General features: G+C 43.5%; 12 protein-coding genes. 10 read left to right on the top strand and 2 right to left on the bottom strand.

The window, feature by feature from the left end; all coding sequences use genetic code 11:
* Positions 1-22 precede the first annotated feature (22 nt).
* From AABK39_RS11535 to AABK39_RS11500, 8 genes are all read left to right on the top strand, one after another.
* A complete protein-coding gene (locus AABK39_RS11535) occupies positions 23-3,175 on the top strand; it encodes a SusC/RagA family TonB-linked outer membrane protein (protein WP_338391503.1) in 3,153 nt (1,050 codons plus the stop codon).
* A 69-nt stretch (positions 3,176-3,244) separates the two neighbouring features.
* Positions 3,245-4,798 carry a RagB/SusD family nutrient uptake outer membrane protein gene (locus AABK39_RS11530; RefSeq protein ID WP_338391502.1) on the top strand — a complete coding sequence of 518 codons (1,554 nt, stop codon included), beginning with the start codon at positions 3,245-3,247 and terminating at the stop codon, positions 4,796-4,798.
* 23 nt (positions 4,799-4,821) lie between these two features.
* On the top strand, positions 4,822-6,315 hold the full coding sequence (locus AABK39_RS11525; RefSeq protein WP_338391501.1) for a hypothetical protein: 1,494 nt from the start codon (positions 4,822-4,824) through the stop codon (positions 6,313-6,315).
* Positions 6,316-6,592: 277 nt separating this feature from the next.
* On the top strand, positions 6,593-8,542 hold the full coding sequence (locus AABK39_RS11520) for a discoidin domain-containing protein (protein WP_338391500.1): 1,950 nt from the start codon (positions 6,593-6,595) through the stop codon (positions 8,540-8,542).
* Between the two features lie 34 nt (positions 8,543-8,576).
* The gene (locus tag AABK39_RS11515) at positions 8,577-8,990 is read left to right on the top strand and encodes a hypothetical protein (protein ID WP_338391499.1); all 414 of its coding nucleotides are present in this window, start codon (positions 8,577-8,579) and stop codon (positions 8,988-8,990) included.
* 151 nt (positions 8,991-9,141) lie between these two features.
* The gene (locus AABK39_RS11510) at positions 9,142-9,552 is read left to right on the top strand and encodes a hypothetical protein (RefSeq protein ID WP_338391498.1); all 411 of its coding nucleotides are present in this window, start codon (positions 9,142-9,144) and stop codon (positions 9,550-9,552) included.
* Positions 9,553-9,804: 252 nt separating this feature from the next.
* Complete coding sequence (locus tag AABK39_RS11505; RefSeq protein WP_338391497.1) at positions 9,805-11,046, top strand: exonuclease SbcCD subunit D C-terminal domain-containing protein; 1,242 nt, start codon at positions 9,805-9,807, stop codon at positions 11,044-11,046.
* Between the two features lie 53 nt (positions 11,047-11,099).
* Positions 11,100-14,735 (top strand): AAA family ATPase, encoded by a 3,636-nt coding sequence (locus AABK39_RS11500; RefSeq protein ID WP_338391496.1) that lies wholly within the window; start codon positions 11,100-11,102, stop codon positions 14,733-14,735.
* Between the two features lie 62 nt (positions 14,736-14,797).
* Here AABK39_RS11500 and AABK39_RS11495 read toward each other — a convergent pair whose 3' ends face one another.
* Positions 14,798-15,367, bottom strand: coding sequence for a hypothetical protein (locus AABK39_RS11495; protein WP_338391495.1), 570 nt, complete (start codon positions 15,365-15,367; stop codon positions 14,798-14,800).
* A 258-nt stretch (positions 15,368-15,625) separates the two neighbouring features.
* On the opposite strand from AABK39_RS11495, the gene AABK39_RS11490 reads away from it, so the two are divergent.
* Together AABK39_RS11490 and AABK39_RS11485 are read left to right on the top strand one after the other, a co-directional pair.
* Positions 15,626-16,714 (top strand): sensor histidine kinase, encoded by a 1,089-nt coding sequence (locus AABK39_RS11490; RefSeq protein WP_338391494.1) that lies wholly within the window; start codon positions 15,626-15,628, stop codon positions 16,712-16,714.
* 5 nt (positions 16,715-16,719) lie between these two features.
* A complete protein-coding gene (locus tag AABK39_RS11485; protein WP_338391493.1) occupies positions 16,720-17,424 on the top strand; it encodes a LytR/AlgR family response regulator transcription factor in 705 nt (234 codons plus the stop codon).
* A gap of 81 nt (positions 17,425-17,505) precedes the next feature.
* On the opposite strand, the gene AABK39_RS11480 is transcribed toward AABK39_RS11485, so the two are convergent.
* A complete protein-coding gene (locus tag AABK39_RS11480; protein WP_338391492.1) occupies positions 17,506-18,621 on the bottom strand; it encodes a glycoside hydrolase family protein in 1,116 nt (371 codons plus the stop codon).
* Positions 18,622-18,837 lie beyond the last annotated feature (216 nt).

The raw sequence follows: 18,837 nt of genomic DNA, 5'->3' as shown, positions 1-18,837 counted from the left end.
ATTTTTTATTTGAACAATGATTATGGATCATATAAAGCATCAATATAGAAACTTATGCTTGTCCGTATTGCTGTGTCTGGTTACGGGATTCGCCTTTGGGCAATCTAACGTAACCGTGACGGGCACCGTGCTGGACGCACGCGACGGTGCGCCTCTGGCCGGCGTACAGGTGAGCGTATACGGCGTGGCGGGAGCCTCCGCCGAGACCGACTCGGAAGGGCTTTTCTCCGTTGAGGCGGACCCTTCGAAAAACGCTTTGCAATTGACTTTCGCCGATTTTGAAACCCGTTTGGTTTACCTGAACGGGCGAACTTCGGTAAGTGTGGGAATGCGTCCCGAGGGATTTGTGGGGCAATCCGCTCCGGTGGAGTGGGTAGGGGGCCGGCGGCCGGGAAATGACCTTCCGTACGCAGGAACCGTTATACGTAAAAAAGAGCTATCCAACTCAGGTTATGTTAGCTTGTCGCAGGCTTTGGCGGGCCTGGTTCCGGGCTTGTCCGGATCCCAGGCTTCGGGAACACCCGGTGTGGCCACTACGCTGAATATTAGAGGAGTGTCTTCTCTAAACACCAATACGCAACCGTTGGTGGTAATCGATGGAGTGATTCTCGAAAACCGTCTTGGCGAACTCGGAGCGATGGGAGGACCTTCTTTGGACCCCTTGACATTCCTGAAAGTCGATAATATCGAGAGCGTAACCGTAATTAAGGACGGTGGTGTGGCTTTGTACGGAACTTTGGGCGCCAATGGAGTGATCTTGGTGGAAACTCAAAAATCCAAGGCCACGGAAACACGTGTAGACGTGGAATCCAGATTTGGCGTAAGCTTCGCCCCTGAGAAGATGCCTGTAATGGACGCCAAGCAGTTCCAGAATTATACGATGGAACAGCTTACGGACCAAGGATGGTCTTATGACAGAATTTTGTCACTCTATCCTTTCTTGGTAGACAAGGCCGAAGGATCGGAATATTACCGTTACGCCAACGACACCGATTGGCAAGACAAGGTTTTTCAGGAAGGTTTTAACCAATCTTATTCGGCGTTTGTACAAGGTGGCGACGCCATTGCTAACTACGCCGCTACAGCGGGTTATACCCAAGCGGAAGGTATTGTCAAAAATTCTGATTTTGAGCGATTTGATTTCGGAATGAACGCCGATATGAATATCCTGAAAGGTTTGGTCGTGCGCCCGAATGTGCTTTTCTCAAGAACCTCGTCGAGATATTTGGATGAAAGTGCTTCTCGTATCGCCAATCCTTTGTTGGCGTCGATGAGCAAATCGCCGATGATGAAGACCTTCAAGTCAAGCGACGAAGGTTATCCTTTGCCACACTACGACGGCGTAGGCGCTTTTGGGGTAAGTAATCCGCAGGCTTTGATTGACAACACTTTGGGAGAAGTGGAAAGCTACCGTACAGTTGCCGGCGTGGACGGAAACTGGGTGTTGATGCCGGGATTGGACGTCTATTTTAATGGAGGTATAGACCTTTTGAAATACGCCGACGACGGTTTTATTCCTTCGCAAGGCGTGGTGCCTCAGCAAGGGGGAAACGCCGAAAACAGCCTGTTGCATTTGGAGCGTTCATACTTCTCGACATATTTCGGAGGAGGGTTTAACTTTTCTAAAACCTTTAGGGGAGTTCACAATCTCAACGCCCGTGTAGGAGTGCGCTCCAAGCAGAACGATTTCAAGTCAAGTTTCGCCTTGGACGCCAATTCGGCATCGGATGTTTTCAGAAAAGTGGGTAGCGGTGACAAATCACTTCGTAGTATCCAGCCCGGTGGCGGGGTCTGGAACACAATGACTTTCGAAAGTGCCTTAAACTACGTTTACCTTAACAAATATATCCTTTCCGGAAGCCTCGCTTTGGACGGCAACTCACGTTTTGATCCCGATTTCCGTTTCGGAACTTTTTATTCTGTGGCTGGCGCTTGGCGCCTTTCGGCCGAGCCGTTTTTGGCCGGGATAAAAAATCTTGACGATCTGAAAATCCGGGCCAGTTATGGCGTGTCGGGCAACGATGATATCGGTAATATGAACTCGCTCTATTATTACTCGTCGATTTCTTACTTGAATATCGGGGGATTGGTTCGTGGTGGGGTTCCTAACTCTAACCTGAAATGGGAGGAAACGACAACCCTTAACGTTGGTTTGGATTTGTCGTTGATTTCGGAACGTTTCAGACTGACGTTGGATTACTTCGAAAGCGAAACCGACGATTTATTGGGCTATCAGCTCCTGCCTACTTACTACGGACTCGACACCTATGCAAGCAATAGTGGGAGTTTGAAAAACTCAGGATTCGAAATCGGGTTTGATGCCAAAATGCTGGAAACCAAGCGCTATGATTTCAGCGTGGGTCTTGTTTTGTCAAAATATACAAACGAGATGCTGAGCCTTCCGGAAGGAACCGAATCGGCCTCAAACGAGAACGGAGCTGGTGTTAACAGCGTAGTGACGAAAGTTTTGGGAGCCGAAAGCATTATGCGGGTGGGCGAGCCGATCAATTCCTTTTTCGGATATGAGACCGCCGGCGTGTTCGCTACTGCCGAAGAAGCTAAATCCGCTGGCTTGATAAACGAGCATAAGCGTCCGTTCGGCGCTGGCGATATGCGTTTTGTGGACCAAGACAAAAACGGCATAATCGATGAGCGCGACCGCGTGATTTTGGGCGATCCTAATCCGGACTTTACGGGTTCGTTTTCTTTGCGTGGCCGTTATGGACGCTTGAGCGCAAACGTCCTGTTCGATTTCTCTTACGGAGGCGAAATTTATAACCAGACCCGTCGCGGATTGGAATCGATGTCGGATTTCGGAAACCAAAGTACGGCCGTGCTAAAGCGCTGGCGTGCGGATGGTGACCAAACGGACATACCGAGAGCGACGCTTAACGATCCGATGGGCAACGCCCGCTTCTCGGACCGCTGGATAGAGGACGGATCGTTCTTGCGCTTGCGCAACATTACGCTCAACTACGCCCTTCCTTTGCCGAAGAACAAGCTTGTGCGGGGAGTGGACGTACATTTGACAGGTCAAAACCTATTCACTTTTAGCGAGTACTTGGGCTTTACGCCTGATGTAACGCAAGGGAATGTGGCTAATCGTATGGGAATCGACGCCGGAAGGTTTCCGTTGCCGCGTACGGTTATGGCAGGTCTTAAAATCGGTATTTGATCCTTTTCTTTTGGAAAATCGTTTGGCTTCGTCCGGTGTCGGGCGGGCCAAACGCAAACGATATACATCATGAAGACAAATATTAGGATATTCTCCCTTTGTCTGTTCGCGTTGTTGGGCTTGGGCGCCTGCTCGGATTATTTCGATCCGGACCAAAGCCTCGGTTTGGACAAAGGAGACCATTGGAATACGCACGACAAAGTGCGACGGAGCGTGATTGGAGCGTACGCTGGATTGCAGAATGTTGTGGAGGAACTCGTGATTTTAGGTGATCTTCGGGCCGACCTTATGGATGTGACGGGGAACTATGACGGAGATTTGCTGGAAATCAGCGAAAACAATATCGGGGCGGACAATCCCTACGCCAACCCTCGGCATTTCTTCGAGATTATCACGAACTGTAACGAGACTTTGGCCAATATGGACAAAGCCTTGGACGACCCGAATTTCACTGAAGAAATCCGCGACGTGTACAAAGCCGAGTTGATTAGCTTGCGCTCTTGGGTCTATTTTCAGTTGAGCCAAACTTACAAGGAAGTTCCGTATATCACCGATCCGCTTAGCGGATATGACAAAGGTTTTGAGCCCGAAAAATTGGGTTTTGAGGCTATGGTCAACCATTTGATCACGGAAATGGAATGGGCTTACGCTCAGGGCCGGATTACTTGGTCGGAAGGAGATTCTAACAACTATTGGAAACGGGTTTTCATCAACCGCAAAGTGCTCTTGGCCGAGCTTCACCTTTGGGCCGGGAATAATGGCCGGGCTGCCAATTTGCTTCTGGAAGCGATAAACGTAGACGGCGAAGGGGAGGACAACGCACACTTCAAATGCGAAAAATCCGCAACGGGACGCGATAAATGGAAAGAGATTTGGAACTCGGCATTAGCTGGCGCCAGCTTCAGCGAGCAGGTGACTTTGGTTCCTTTTAACCGAGAAAACGATCAGTCAAATGAATTTGCCAGACTTTTCGCTGCCCTCGGAGTAGGGGATTATCTTTTGAAGCCGTCAACAAGGGCAATTCAGTATTGGGAAAACGAGGGCAATAACGGAGATTTTTACCGCGGAAGGGAATCGTCTTACATCCAGTATGGCGAACAATTGCCTGTGGTTTTTAAATATTTCAAGAATAAGGAAGGCGCCTTGAATCCTGAGGAAGAGCGTAAAAGCGATACGCCATATTGTATCTATCGTGCGGCCGATATACACCTGATGTACGCCGAGGCGATGAACAGAATGGGACGTCACGGAGAGGCACTTAGCACAATCAATAGAAAACTGAACGCCGTTTCTCGCTCGTCGGGAATTCGTGGTCGCGTAGACCTTCCGTCCATTGATCTTTTGGAATATATCGGAGCGGAAGAGCCTGTCGACATCGATTCGTTGACAGTGATCGAAAATGTTCTTCTGGACGAGCGCGCCAAGGAATTGGCTTTCGAAGGCCGCCGATGGAATGCGTTGATGCGCTTTGCCTCGCGTCGCGGCGACGCTTCCGTTTTGGCCGACAGGGTAGCGATGAAGTTCGATGAGGAGTATCTGAATCTCGATGGAATCAAAACGAGATTGGGTGACATGAGTACCTGGAAACTTGAATTTAATATGAGACACCTTAGCGGTGAGTGATAATCATTATTAAATCGATCGATATGAAAAGAATTTTATGGATGATATCGGCCGTCCTGATTATTCTGGCGGCTTGCGACAAGGAGGACAAAGGCTTTGTTCCTCCTGTCAAAAAGGTGTTGAAGGTAGTGACTCTGCCTCCTTCTGACATTACCGAAAACTCGGTGACCCTGAACGGGGAATTGCTAAGCTTGGGCGAAACTGAGCTGGACAGCGTGAGATTCTCGTATTGGGAACAAGGCAATATGGGCACCCGCGTAAGCGTGAAAGCTGATGTTAGCGAAGGCGGTAAATTCTCTAAAACGCTGACAGAGCTGAAGTCTTTCAAAGACTACGCTTATAGTGCCACGGCCGTAGACCAAGAAGGCCACGTGGAAAGCGATATTTACTCCTTCTCGACTTTGATTTCGGCGGGAATAGGTAAGCCTGAAATCGAAACCACCAAGTTTGATTCCTTGACCTTCAACGCCGCTTCGGTGTTTGGCAAACTTATAAACGACGGCAATAGCGAAAACACCCGCGTGTCGATTGTTTATTGGAAACAGGGATTCCCGAATCTTCAGGAATACGCTAACGTGGAGATGAAGGAAGACGGCACTTTCCACGGTAAGTTGAAAGGACTTCTGCCTGCCCAGGCCTACGAATTCAACTGTGTGGCGCAAAACGAATTAGAAATAGCCCAAGGCGAACCGCAAAGCTTCACGACTACTTCGACCATTTATGTAGATGTTACGGCGCCCGCAGGCGGGAATGGGTCGTCGTGGGAAAAGGCCTTGACCAGCGTAAACGATGCGATGGAAATCGCTGAAGAGAATGTCGATGTCTGGGTTGCCGCAAAAGGGGTTTATTTCAATAGAAATATTCGGCTTAAAAAGAATATTGACCTCTATGGCGGTTTTGAGGGAACAGAAAGTTCTTTGAATGAACGTAAACCTAACTTAAGAACCGTCCTTGACGGTACTCACGAAAACCCGAACGTGAATAACAACAATAACCAGATCATGAACATGTGGGCTTCAAAGCGTGAAGACAAATGTGTGGTCGATGGTTTTGTTTTGCAAAACGGAACGGGACAAAGAGCTGGTGCTTTGTTTTTAGGAAAAGGTAGCCCTGAATTTAAGAATGTTGTTTTTCAAAATAATTTAGGTAAATGGGGCTCGTGTGTTCATATGTATCACAATGACGCTAAGTTTATCGATTGCGTTTTTAAAGATAATATCTCGGAAATGGGAGCGGTACATTCAGGGAAATCTGTTACGATGAATACCATATTCCAAAAGTGTCATTTCCTTAGAAATGAGGCAACTATACGAGGTGGGGCTTTATTTATCAAGGGTAATATAGTGGTGCGTAGCTGTATTTTTGAAGACAATATCGGAAAAAACAGCGCAGCGGCCATTTTTATATCGGGCAGTGGACCAAGGTACGAAGGTAACAATGTGCTGAAAGGCAATAACGTATCTGGAGATGGGAGTATGTGCGCAGGCAGTAATACATACTGCCCAGAAGACTGGTAATACAATTTAATTCGGAACCATAGGCAATAGGTTTTTTACGAAAGTCCCGGACCGTACGGGTTCGGGTAAGACGAGGCGGGAAGGCATAGTCCTTTCCGGCCCTTGTCCTTTCCGTATTAATAAGGTTCCGGAAAATTGATCTGGAAAAAATAATCGTGTTGCATAAAAATGGAGTTGGGCATATGCCAACGTTGGATTTACTCCGCTTTTTATCGCTTCAGTATTTATTCTGGACTTCTTATTCCCTTTACTTTTTCAGTATAAAAATGAATTGAAAATGAAAATAAGAACTTTACTGTTGAGTTCCCTGATGTTGGCGGGAGGGTTATTCTCCTGTGATCAGGAAAAGGATATATATTCCGCAAAACCAGAAGTTGTGGAAGAAAGCAACCCGGTACATGTTCTGAACGACATGTCGCAATATTGGACTCCAGCCTTGGATAGCGAGGGGGATACGGGCTTCGCAAGTCTCTTGGATTTTGGCAAACACCAATACCTGACACAATCACTTGCGGGGCCAAATCGCTTAGAGCCTTTCGTTACGTCTGTATCCGTTTTGAACGTCTTCGTAAATATGAACGAGGGAAGGCAATATCAGCCGGATGATATAGATGTGTACAACAAGGCTCTTAACGGAGGAGGAGCTTTGGCTATTTTCGCTATGGGTGAAGGCTCCGACGCTTTGAGTCACGCTAATGGCTTGGCGTCCGAATACGGCTTTTCATTCGTGAAAGCGGACTTAGCAGGTGCTACGGACTCTGGACTTAAGGTATTCGGCAAAGGTTTCACGCTAAACCTTGAAAACCCTTCGGATTGGACTGTAACAGAACGAAAAGGAGAGTTGCCGGTTATTGCCGTCAGACAAGTCGGAGAGGGCTTTGTCATGGCTTCGGGCGCCGATATTTTTGGAAATATGGAAGACAATCCAAACGGTGATTTTTACAGGAAAGCCATTGTGGAACTATCCAAAAACAAGAAGGGATTTATGTCTTCGCAAAAGGTCAAGTCTTCAATCGCACGTGAATTTAGCCTTGAAGCTCCAAACTCGGTATTTAGGACAAATAGATTCTTAAAAGATGAGTCTGAGCAAGTTCGGGACCTTTATGACGTAGTGCTTACGGAGTTAGAGGCTTTAATGACGGTTTCGAAAGGTGTTGATGGTAACGTAAACATAAATATGCTACAGACGAGCAAGCCCGGTTGGGTAAACGGCTCGGATATGTATGTTGGGGCGCTTTATGGAGGTTTTCCTTCTGAAGTGGACGCCATGAGAATGCACTTGGCGGAAATGATTCATAGTGTATGGACCTTACCTAAAACGGAACCATTCGCGGATGATGTATTTTCCAAATATATAGCTTATAAGGTGTCGGAAAAGTTAGGTGACGCAGAGGCTATCTCGAAGATGGAAGAGATAATGGAAAAAGCTCGCGCTGACAAACGTTACAGAGAGTTTGATCCAGTGAGTATGACTGATGAAGAAGTGTCAGCATATCCGGAATATTTGCGCCTAGGGAAGTTCTTTTTTATGATGGACTCGGTTCAAAAGGCTTACCCTGACATTGATCTTATAGGGCAATACTATTCTGAAAAACGTTCCAAGTTACCAAGCTTTGATAGTTTTGTGTACACTCCTCATGATTTCATGTGGTTTCTGGGGGAAATTACGGGAGACGAGAATTTCTTGAAAAACCTTAGAACGAATACAGGGTATAGCTTCGACAAGGAAGAGATTCGAAATCCTTTCGCATATAATAGAGTGATCTTGCCGACTTTGGGTTGGAAAGTGACAGCGGATGCAACGGCGGCGCACAATAGTTATAAACCGGAAAATTTAATTGACGGCAATAAAGGAACTGCTTGGCATTCAGAATGGAAAAGTCCGCAACCACCTTTCCCTCATGATTTAATAATTAATATGAAACAAGCTCATAAAATTATGGGTTTCCGGTTTCTGCCATGGCAGCATGGGGGCTATAGGGATATTGCCACTGATATTGATTTTTATGTTAGTCTTGATGGAAAGGATTGGGGGGAGCCAATTGCTAAATACACGCATGGACACTTTTATGATAATGATTGGCAAGAGGTGTTTGTGGACAGGTTTGTAAGTGCTCAGTATATAAAAATACAGATTAATAAAGTCTATAGAGCCAAATATAACGATCCTAACCATAACCAGTCGAATATGCAGGAATTTGAGGTTTATACTGAAGGCAAAGATTAACTCTAATATGTTTCACTTTTTTTAAAGCTATGTCATGAGAAAACTATTGTTTATTACGTTTATTTTAATGGCGTTCAACCTTGTGTCTCACAGTGCGCCAAATCTTTCAGAAGTATCAATTCTTATAGATCACCCCTATCCGTATGAAGTTTCAACAGATTATGTTGTTATTGATGGGGACGTTTTTGTCGTTGAGATCACATATGATTATTCGTATCCAGGTCATGCTGTGTCAAAAATCAGCATTTTACCTCAAGAGATGACAGCATATTATGACTACTATTATAGCATTCATAATGGATCCGCTAATGATCCAGTTATAGTGAGCGGAGTTAGCGATGGGGATGTCAGCCATTCTTTTAGTGATGGAAATTTCACCTATCCCGCTATAGTGATTAAATATGCTAGTAATAAAAAATATGTTATTCATATAGGGTATCATCATTAAAGTCAATGATTTGGGGTTTCCTAAATTATTCGCATATAAAAGGAAACTAGAGGTGACAAGCCTAATTGTGACCAATCAGATATGCAGGAGTTTAGGTTTATGTTGAAGCGGTTGATTGATTCTGCCATACAAAACGCTTTACGTGTTGTAAATGATGAAGCTACTGTTATTCACCCCAATGTTGGTGACATTCGATACTACATCTTATAATTCCTTGGATGCTGAAGAAGTTGAATTCTTAATTGATCGACCACAAAGTCCTGGAACTTCCACCCATTCTGTGATATTAAATGGGGAGCTGTTTCATATTTACTTTATGTATGCTGGTGGAGATAATTCAGAAGAAACATTTTGCGTAAGGAATATTAGAGTTGAGCCTAATGTTAAGGACCTGTATTATCACATTACTGTTTATGAAACTGGGTCCTCTAGCGGTAGTTCGAGATTAACCAGTGGTTGGGCTTATGGATGTGAGACATTCTCATATTGTTATGGAACGTTAAAGTATCCTGGAATTGTAATACATTATGGAGGCGAAAAATATGTTATCAGGACACTTTAACAATCCTTAATTGTGAGAACATAATGTAGTTGTCAGTATATTGTTGCGCATTTCCAACGAAAGGAATTTTCAAATAACAGCATGATTCGCTCTGCTGTTATTTCTTTTTTCAGCCCAATCAAAATTTCCACACATTCTTTAAAGTGATTTTTAGAAAAAGTGTATAATTGAGTCCTTGCTTGCGGGATACCTACACCTTATCGGTCATCCCCGCAGTCTAACACGAAAGACTTGATATTATCAAAAAATCGAATGAGAGTAATACATACGGCTGATTGGCATTTAGGACAACGTTTTTTTCAATATGATAGAGCCCAAGAACACCAGCGTTTTTTGGATTGGCTTCTTGATTTTATGAAAACGGAAGGCGCTGATATTTTAATCGTTTCCGGTGATATTTTCGACACGGCTACACCTCCTAATTATGCCTTAAAGCAGTATTATGATTTTTTGAAAGAAGTACGGACCACAACATGTCGGCATATAATAATAACAGGTGGAAATCATGATTCGCCCGCCGTGCTAAACGCTCCGAAAGAGGTTTTAAAGGAAATGGACGTACATGTAATTGGTTGTGCAGAGAAAAACGATGAGGGTGAAATTGATTTCGAAAAAGAAAAAATCGTTTTAAGAGATCAGAACGGGGAGATTGAGGCTGTAATAGCGGCCGTGCCGTTTTTACGCGATAGGGATTTGCGTTTTTCCGTTGCGGGAGAATCATACGAAGACAGAGCGATGGCAGTAAAAAAAGGAATAGAATCCCATTATACGGAATTGGCGGAAATGGTTTCCGATTATTCGAAATCGGGAATTCCGGTTTTGGCCACTGGGCATTTATACGCCGCTGGCGGAGAGGCTTCCGATAGCGAACGCGATATCCATATCGGTAATCTAGGGCAAGTGTCGGCTACCGCTTTTCCCGATCTTTTTGATTATGTGGCTTTAGGCCATTTGCACAGGCCCCAACGTATCGGCGGTTCCGATAGAGTGCGGTATTCCGGCTCGCCGATTCCCCTAAGTTTTAGCGAAAGGAACGATACGAAGGAAATAGTAATTCTGAATATCGAAAACAAAGTAGTGGAACTGGAACGGATAAAAGTTCCGGTTTCGCGACAGTTGTTGCGCTTTAGGGGCAATATCGAACAATTGGAAAAGAATTTTAAAACCCTGGATGATTCTGCGTGGGAACTTTGCGCATGGGCGGAAGCCGTAGTGGAATATGAGAAAGGGGTAGAGGCTGATCCGATGGCTCGAACGAGGCTTTTGGAAGCAATTGAGGGAAAAAATATAGAGTTATTAAAAATATCGAATCAATTGGATCTGAGAAACGATAATGAAGAAATCGATTCCAATGAATCGCTTGACGAATTATCGGAAATGGAAATTTTTAAGAAACGATGTGTTAGCAAAGGGTATTCGGATGAAAAAACGGAGGATTTGGAAAAGACCTTTACCGAATTACTGGAATGGATGCGAGTGGAGGCTACGGTTTAAGCTTTAATATTCCTTTCTCGTTTTAATTGATTTTGAAATTACATAGCTCGGAAATGAAGATTCTCGCATTACGTTTTAAAAATATAAATTCCTTAAAAGGTTCCCATTGTCTGTCATTCGATAAAAGTCCTTTCAAAGAAGCGGGACTTTTTGCCATAACAGGAGATACCGGAGCTGGAAAAACCACTATACTTGACGCTTTGACTTTGGCGCTTTACGGCCAAATAGCCCGCCCCCAAGGCGAAACTAAAATGGTGATGACCTACGGTACCGGGGAATGTTCCGCCGAAGTTGATTTCGAAACAAAAGACGGAGTTTACCGCAGTTCTTGGACGTTGCGCAGGGCTAGGGGAAAAGTGGGTGCGAAATTACAAACCCCACAAAGGGAGTTGGCCTGTCTCAATTTGAATAAAGAGAAAGGAGATATTTTGGCCAGCAAGATTAAAGAAGTAGAAAAACGAGTCGAGGAGATTGTAGGGCTGGATTTCGAGCGTTTTACCCGGGCGGTTTTATTGGCGCAGGGTGCTTTTACAAAGTTTATCGAAGCGCATGATAACGAGCGTGGAGAGCTTCTGGAAAAAATCACGGGCTCTAAAGCGTATTCCGAAATATCTGTTGCGGCGTTCAAAAGAGCTGGCTTGGAGGAGCGGAAACTTAACGATCTGGAAATTCGCTTAAACGAAAAACAACTTCTGAGTATTGAGCAAAAAGAGCAGTTAGAAATAGAGCTGAAAGAAATAGAATCTTCGATTTTGCTTTTGACCAGTGAATCGAAAAAAATAGGAAATGCGATTCAATGGGGAAATGACCTGAAGGATACCCGTAAACGTCTGGAAGATGTCCAGAAAGAGAACGAACTCTGGACTGAAAAAATGAAAGCTTTCGCATCGGGTAAAGAACGTATTTCGGTTTTGGAGAAAGCTGGGGAATTAAAAGCTAGTTATAACGATTTATTAAAGCTGAGAAACCAGAAAAAAGGACATGAAGCGACATTAAAAAATATAGCCGAACGACTGCCTGAGCTTAATCGAAAATACGAGTCGGTAAAAAAGCTAAAACAAGAAACGGAAAAAGAATTAAACGTTTTGGTGTCGGAAGAAGAGGCAAAACGTGCGCTTTGGGATACAGTTTTGACTTTGGACCGAGATATTTCCAAAAAATCGGATGAATTGAGGGCTGAGAAAGTCCGCCTTGTAGAGGTGCTGAATGAGAAAAACCGGGAGGAAGGGGAAATAAAGGTTTTGAAAGTTAAAGCCAAAACCGAAAAAGAGAAAAAGGAGGAATTGGCGAAAGTAGCGTTGGGAACGGAAGAGTTAAACAATCTTAAAACTGCGTTACGGGATTTTCAGGAACTACAAAGGGAGATTAAAAGGGTTGAAAATGAAGCTTCGACCGTTCGTTCTAAAAAAGAGGAATGGAACGGGAGTCGAGAGACTCTTTTGAAGGCGTTGGAATCGGAAGGAAAGCGAAAGGACGCACTATTAAGCGAATTGGAAGCGGGGGATAAAGTTCTTGAGAAACTAATTACGGATACTCCAGATGAGTTTTTGAATTTTGACTTTAAAGCATACGCTGAAAAGATTCAAACGGATAGAATAGAATTGGAACGTTCGAAAAAACGTTATTTTACATCTGCTCTGTTTACCGATTTGGTTGGTGAACTCGGGGAACTGGAAAAAACGATTAAGAACCTTTCTGATGATATTAGGGAGAGTCAATCCGGTTTAGAGAATAAAGGAATAATTTTAACTGAAAAACGCTCTAATCTAGAGGCTTTGCGCCAATTAAAGGAACAGGAGATTCTGATAAAAAGTCTGGAAGAGCATAGGGAGCATTTGGAAGATGGGAAACCTTGTCCGCTTTGCGGTTCCGAGCACCACCCTTGGTCGAACGGTTCGAGCCCAAAAGAGGATTCATTGGATGAAAAGATAAAGAATAAGGAATTAGAAATAGCTGAATCCGAAACGGAGAGGGAGGCAGATCTTTTGAGGCATTCGGCTTTAGAGGAGCGTTTGCAACAATCGGGAGTATCGAAAGAAAGATTGTATGAAAAGAAATCGGGATTAGAAAATGATTTTATAACCGCTGGGGGAAGCCTTAAAACGATCCTGATTAAAGAAACTCATGAGGGAGCCCAACTTTCATTAGAAAAAGAACTGGCGGAAGCCGAAAGGAAACAGGAGGAATATTGGGTTTTTGACCGGAAGAAAAACGAATTGACTCAAAAGGTTGAGAGTACTAAGGCCGAATTGAATTTAGTTTCTCAAAAATTGGAGACGATTTCAAAGAATATAAATGATACAGATAAATCTATAGCCGATCAGAAAGAAAGGTTCGATAAAGAGATTTGTCCGGAATTGGATAAGCTTCGTTTGTCGGCGGAGGATATCGGGCATACATATGGAATTCCTGTTGTTGACTTGGAAACGGAATTGGGAAATAAAATCCGTATTGCGGAAAAAGCTTCTGATGATCTTGAGGAAATAAGGGGGCGTTTAGAGTTATTGGAAAAAGAGAGGATTAGGATAGAAGCGGGGATCAATCAAAAAGAAAATTTCCTTGATCAGGGAAAACTGGATTACGATAAATCAAAAGCCGAGAAAGAGGCTTTGGTTGAAAAAAGAAAAAGCCTTTTTGGTGAGAATGACCCGGAAAAGGATAGAACCGAATTCTTAAAAAATAAAAGCCAATTAGCTAAGGGATTGGATGACCGTTCGGTGGAGGAGCGTAAAGCAGGGAATGAATGCTTGGTTCTTCAGAAAGAGAAGACCTTAACGGAAGAGTCCCTAGAAAAAGCTATTGTTTCTGAAGAAACGGACTCAAGAGTATTTGCTACAGGGTTATTAAAAAATGGATTCACGAGTGAGGATGAACTCTCCGATGTATTAGGTGAGTTAGAAAAATTGCCTGAATTACGTAATCGTGAGCGTGAAATAAGAGAAGAAGGGTTGCTTATTTCCGAGAAAATGGAATTGGAGAAAACCCGTTTGGAAAAACTTCTAAAGGAGGCATTAACTGAGAAATCAATTTCGGAATTAGAATCCGATTTATCGAAAATAGAATATGACCGTTCCGGGAAACTGGAGGAAAAAGGGCGCTTGGAAGGTAGATTGGAAGCTGATAAAAAAGCGAAAAAAGAAAGCGGGGAATTAACCGGTGAACTGGAAGCGCAAAAAAAGGAATATTCCCGTTGGCGTTCGTTAAACGAGCTTATCGGTTCTGCCAAAGGAGATAAACTGCGGAAATTTGCGCAAGGGCTCACACTGCGTCAAGTAATACGATTGGCGAATGTCCACTTGGAACGCCTGAATGGCCGTTACGTTTTGCGAAAAACGGAGGACGAGGATCTGTCGCTTTCTATTTCTGACCGTTTCCAAGGCGGCGATAGCCGGCCGATCAGTACGCTCTCCGGCGGCGAAAAGTTTTTGGTGAGCTTGGCCATGGCTCTTGGCCTTTCGGATTTAACTGGCAAAAAAGTGCGTCTCGACAGTCTGTTTATAGACGAAGGCTTCGGAACCCTCGATCCCAAATCCCTCGATGACGCTTTGGCCGTTTTGGACGGCCTTCGTTCTACCGGAAAAATGATTGGCGTGATTTCTCATGTGGAAGCGATGAAAGAACGAATCGGGACAGTAGTTAAAGTCGTTAGAAAAAGTGGCGGAACCAGTACTCTGGAATTGGTTCACTGATTTATTAAAATCAAACCGGGATCCTTCATTAACAATGGATCCCGGTTTTCGCTCTTAATGGCTTATTCGTCTTTTCCCTCTTCGTGAGAATGCTCCTTTTTCTCTTTTTTCCCGCCATGGCCTTCCCCTTCTTTATGGGCATGCTCTTTCTTTTCCCTTTCGCTGTGCCCTTTTCCTTCTTTATGCTCCCCGTGGTTTCCGTGTTCACGTCCTTCTTTATGTGGAGCCTCCGGTTTTTCTTTTAGTTTATGGTCAATACCTTCTTTATGCGGAATCTCTTTCTTTTCTTTATGTTCGTGCACTCCTTTGTGTTCGCCATCATGGCTGTGTTCCTTTTTCTCTTTTTTCTTCTTTTTCTTTTTATCCTGTTTTAATTCGGTAGGGTTTTCGGTGTCGTTGGCGTAAACGAAAGGAGGGATAAAAAGCAATCCGGACAGAGCGACAACTGTTGCCCCTTTAAGGATGTATTCTTTTACTCCCGTTGATGATTTTGATACCCATGACTTCAAAAACACAGCAGTAAGGGCAATAAGAGATGCGATTGACAATAGATCACTGTAGATTACGCCGTTAAATGATAACATAGCGAACAAGACAGTCGAGGCGATTAAGCCGATTTCGATCTTTTTCATTTTTTTAATGGTTTAGTGATTAATAATTCCCGCAATTCTCCTGCGGTGGTATGTTTCAAAAGTAGCTGAGGAACTTGTGGAGGGAAATTTTTTTGAACCAACGAGTCGATATTTCGAACCAATAAGAAAATCCTATTTTCGATAAGCGAATATCGGTTATTAGCTGTAAGTATTTACTCGTTCGGAATACCACTGTATTGGTTCAAATAAATTGGCTGTTGGTGTCTGAAAGGCTATATTGGAGCGAACTGTATAAAAATGGAGCTACCTGAAATAGTACGTAGAAACGCAGGGCATTTAGCGGAAGCGTTGATTTGGTGTTTGTATTTCCTGTTGCTTCGGATCGCTTATTCAGGCTCTGTGGATGGGGAAGGGGCTTGGGTTAGAGCAGGGGTTTCGGCTGGAATGCAAGCGATTCTTTTCTATTTCAATATGTTTTATCTTTTTCCAAGATTACTGGAGAAACGGAAAACGTATCGATACTTGTTTTACCTATTTATTGGGGCTTCGTTGGCGATTGTGGTAATGAGTTTTTCGGATAAAGCTTTTTCGGTTAGGGGAGAGCATGGAGAACTTCAGGCACCTGTAAATAGGATTATTAATTTTTTTTCCAAAGAATCCGGAGAGGAGCATCATTCTTCTGAACACGGGGAATTGTTTTTTAATCTTTTTTTAGTGGCCGTAACACTTACAATCAGCGTGGTGGTTAGCGCACTGAAACAAGCGAGAGCCCAGCGGATTTTGCAGGAAAGAACGGAAAAAGAGCGTTTGGAAAGCGAAATGAAGTTTTTGCGTTCACAGGTCAATCCCCATTTTCTGTTTAATGCGTTGAATAATATTTATTCGTTGACTGTAGTAGGAGAGAAAAACGCTCCATATGCGTTGTTGAAGCTTTCCGAGATGCTGCGATATATGCTTTATGAATGCAAAAACGAGAAAGTGCTTTTAAGTAGTGAGCTGGCATATATTAGAAACTATATCGAACTGCAACAATTAAAAACAGAAGAACCTCAGGATATTCGGTTTTATGAAAAAAATGAAATCGAAGATGATATGATTGCCCCGATGCTTTTTGTGCCGTTTATCGAAAACTGTTTTAAGCACAGTGGTGTGGAAAAAAGAAACGGTGCTTGGGTGAGCATTTCGTTAAGTAATAATTCGGAACGATTGGAGTTTGTAGCGGAAAATAGCCTTCCTAAAAAGAATTATACCAAGGACAAAGTAGGGGGAATAGGCCATGAAAATGTACGGAGAAGATTGGAATTATTATATCCCAAAAATCATAAGCTATCCATCGAAAACAGAGGAGAAGTATTTCGGGTTTGTCTGAGAATCAAAAAGATTTAGTGAGGATGAAAAAATTGACGTGTCTAATAATCGACGACGAATATCCGGCGAGGGTTCTTTTAGCTAAGTTTGTGGAGAAATTCCCTAGTTTGGAACTGATCGGTCAATGCGAAGGGCCTTTGGAGGCTATGGAGATATTGGCGGAACGATCAGTGGATTTGATTTTTTTGGATATACAAATGCCTGATCTGACGGGAATTGAAATGCTTCGTGCATTGTCAGGACATCCAGCCGTTATTTTTACCACTGCCTATCCGGATTACGCTTTGGACGGATATCGATTTGATACGGTAGATTATTTATTAAAACCGTTTTCTTTCGAGCGTTTTGCCGAATCCGTAAATAAGGCGATCAAGAGATTGGGAACAACTTCGGAAGCGACGAGGAAAAATCTAGATGATAGTATAGTCGTAAAATCTGACAGTAAATTCCATATTGTAAAATATAAGGATATCGACTATATCGAAGGCTTAAAAGCTTACGTGTCGTTTTATGTAAAAGGAGAACGGATAATAGCTTTGGAATCGTTGAAAAGTTTGGTTGACCAATTACCGGAAAACAATTTTATGCGAATACATAAATCCTATATCGTTGCTTTGGATAAAGTAAAAGCCGTGGAAGGGAATATGCTGTTGGTCGGAGATAAAAAATTACCGGTTGGGGCCAGTTTTAAAGAAACGGTAATGAAACGATTATTAGCCTCGGGCTAGGCTAGAGGTTGGTATAAACATTCTTAGGCGAGAAGGCGTGTAGGTTTTCTTTTCGCCTAAGTTAATGTTATCTGAATTCGGTTATTGGAGTTTTATGTTATTGTATTTTAGGACGTAGCTGTTTGTTCCATCACTCCCGTCTATAGCTACTCCACTAGGGCAGTAGAGGTATTCCGGCTCTTTGTCTTGGTCAAAAAGAATTTGAGGTCTTTCGAATTTAGGGTCTTTGTTATAGTGTGCTTTTGCGCTTTCCGGGATATTCCCTTTTAAGTAATATTTCCCGAAATGATGAAAGCCTGAATGTACTTTTGAAGAGAAACTATATCCGTCATCCGAAGCCCATAAAACACCTCCGCCATGTTCGAGGATTCCGTGGTTGTCCGTTGTCAAAAGGCAAACCCGGTTTTTCCAGACAAACGCGTAGCCGTCTTCAATCATTTTCTCATTTGATGTGATTGGCTTATTGCGGATAATATACGGGCCTTCGAGTTTTTTAGCTTCCGCCACGCCCATACTTACCTTGCCTTTTGGCCGAGGGCCGGTCATGGCTTTGAAATAAAGTAAGAATCGACCGTCAGGGTGGGCGATTAGTGACGGGTTTGTAACGCCACAACCACTGTCAAAACACCAAACGTCTTTGTCTTCGGAAGTTTTCAGGATTGGATTGTTATCGTCCGGAATCGATCTCCAAGGGCCGTTTAGGCTTTCGGCTACCATCATCCCAATGAACTGGGTAGGGCCGTGCGTTTTTGCTCCGTCGTTGGCAATGAAAACCAAGACATATTTATCTCCGACTTTTCTGATGTTGGGATTATGGAACCCGGATGTTTTCCAACCTTTTCCAGTCGTGCTGGGGCTCGCCACAACTTCTACAAACCTGAATGGACCTTCTGGTTTTTTCGCTACATAATGAGCGATTTCGCTGTCGTATCTCCATGCTTTCTCGAATGGAATGTCGGCTTTCCAGCGAGCGCAAAAAATATGGACATTTCCTTTTTCGTCTCTGATAGGGGAGCCCCCCCAAATGTCGTAACCGGGCTCATTAATCGCTTCGCCTACATACTTCCAGTTATCTGAAAAAGTTTCCGGCTTAAAGGCGGAGGATCTTATGTGTGAATTTGTTTGCGATTTTTTGTTTTGGGAAAACGAACAATCGGTAAGAAAAATCAGAAAAGGAATTGAAAACAAGTACCTCATTTGGCGACAGGATTTTGAAACGTATTTTTTTAATGTAAAAATCAACCAATAGCTAAAACAGTGTAGTTCGCTTGTGTGGCTGTTTCCTAATGACGGACGCCAAAATGATCCTTTTCCCTCTATTGTGGATGAATCTTTTGTGGAAATGCTGGGATATGTTCAGGGTCAAGCCATTTATTGCTTGAAAAAGTGAAATCGGCGAGTTGAAAAAGAAGT

It is taken from the genome of Fulvitalea axinellae (genome assembly GCF_036492835.1).
GTDB lineage: Bacteria > Bacteroidota > Bacteroidia > Cytophagales > Cyclobacteriaceae > Fulvitalea > Fulvitalea axinellae.
The sequence above is the reverse complement of the archived record's forward strand: the minus strand, read 5'-3'. Positions and strand labels throughout refer to the sequence as shown.

Bases quoted from the DNA above. Each gene is read 5' to 3' on its own strand.
- AABK39_RS11525 (WP_338391501.1), top strand. From the start codon at position 4,822: ATGAAAAGAATTTTATGGATGATATCGGCCGTCCTGATTATTCTGGCG.
- AABK39_RS11510 (WP_338391498.1), top strand. From the start codon at position 9,142: ATGATGAAGCTACTGTTATTCACCCCAATGTTGGTGACATTCGATACT.
- AABK39_RS11515 (WP_338391499.1), top strand. From the start codon at position 8,577: ATGAGAAAACTATTGTTTATTACGTTTATTTTAATGGCGTTCAACCTT.
- AABK39_RS11485 (WP_338391493.1), top strand. From the start codon at position 16,720: ATGAAAAAATTGACGTGTCTAATAATCGACGACGAATATCCGGCGAGG.
- AABK39_RS11480 (WP_338391492.1), bottom strand. From the start codon at position 18,621: ATGAGGTACTTGTTTTCAATTCCTTTTCTGATTTTTCTTACCGATTGT.
- AABK39_RS11495 (WP_338391495.1), bottom strand. From the start codon at position 15,367: ATGAAAAAGATCGAAATCGGCTTAATCGCCTCGACTGTCTTGTTCGCT.
- AABK39_RS11530 (WP_338391502.1), top strand. From the start codon at position 3,245: ATGAAGACAAATATTAGGATATTCTCCCTTTGTCTGTTCGCGTTGTTG.
- AABK39_RS11490 (WP_338391494.1), top strand. From the start codon at position 15,626: ATGGAGCTACCTGAAATAGTACGTAGAAACGCAGGGCATTTAGCGGAA.
- AABK39_RS11505 (WP_338391497.1), top strand. From the start codon at position 9,805: ATGAGAGTAATACATACGGCTGATTGGCATTTAGGACAACGTTTTTTT.
- AABK39_RS11500 (WP_338391496.1), top strand. From the start codon at position 11,100: ATGAAGATTCTCGCATTACGTTTTAAAAATATAAATTCCTTAAAAGGT.
- AABK39_RS11535 (WP_338391503.1), top strand. From the start codon at position 23: ATGGATCATATAAAGCATCAATATAGAAACTTATGCTTGTCCGTATTG.
- AABK39_RS11520 (WP_338391500.1), top strand. From the start codon at position 6,593: ATGAAAATAAGAACTTTACTGTTGAGTTCCCTGATGTTGGCGGGAGGG.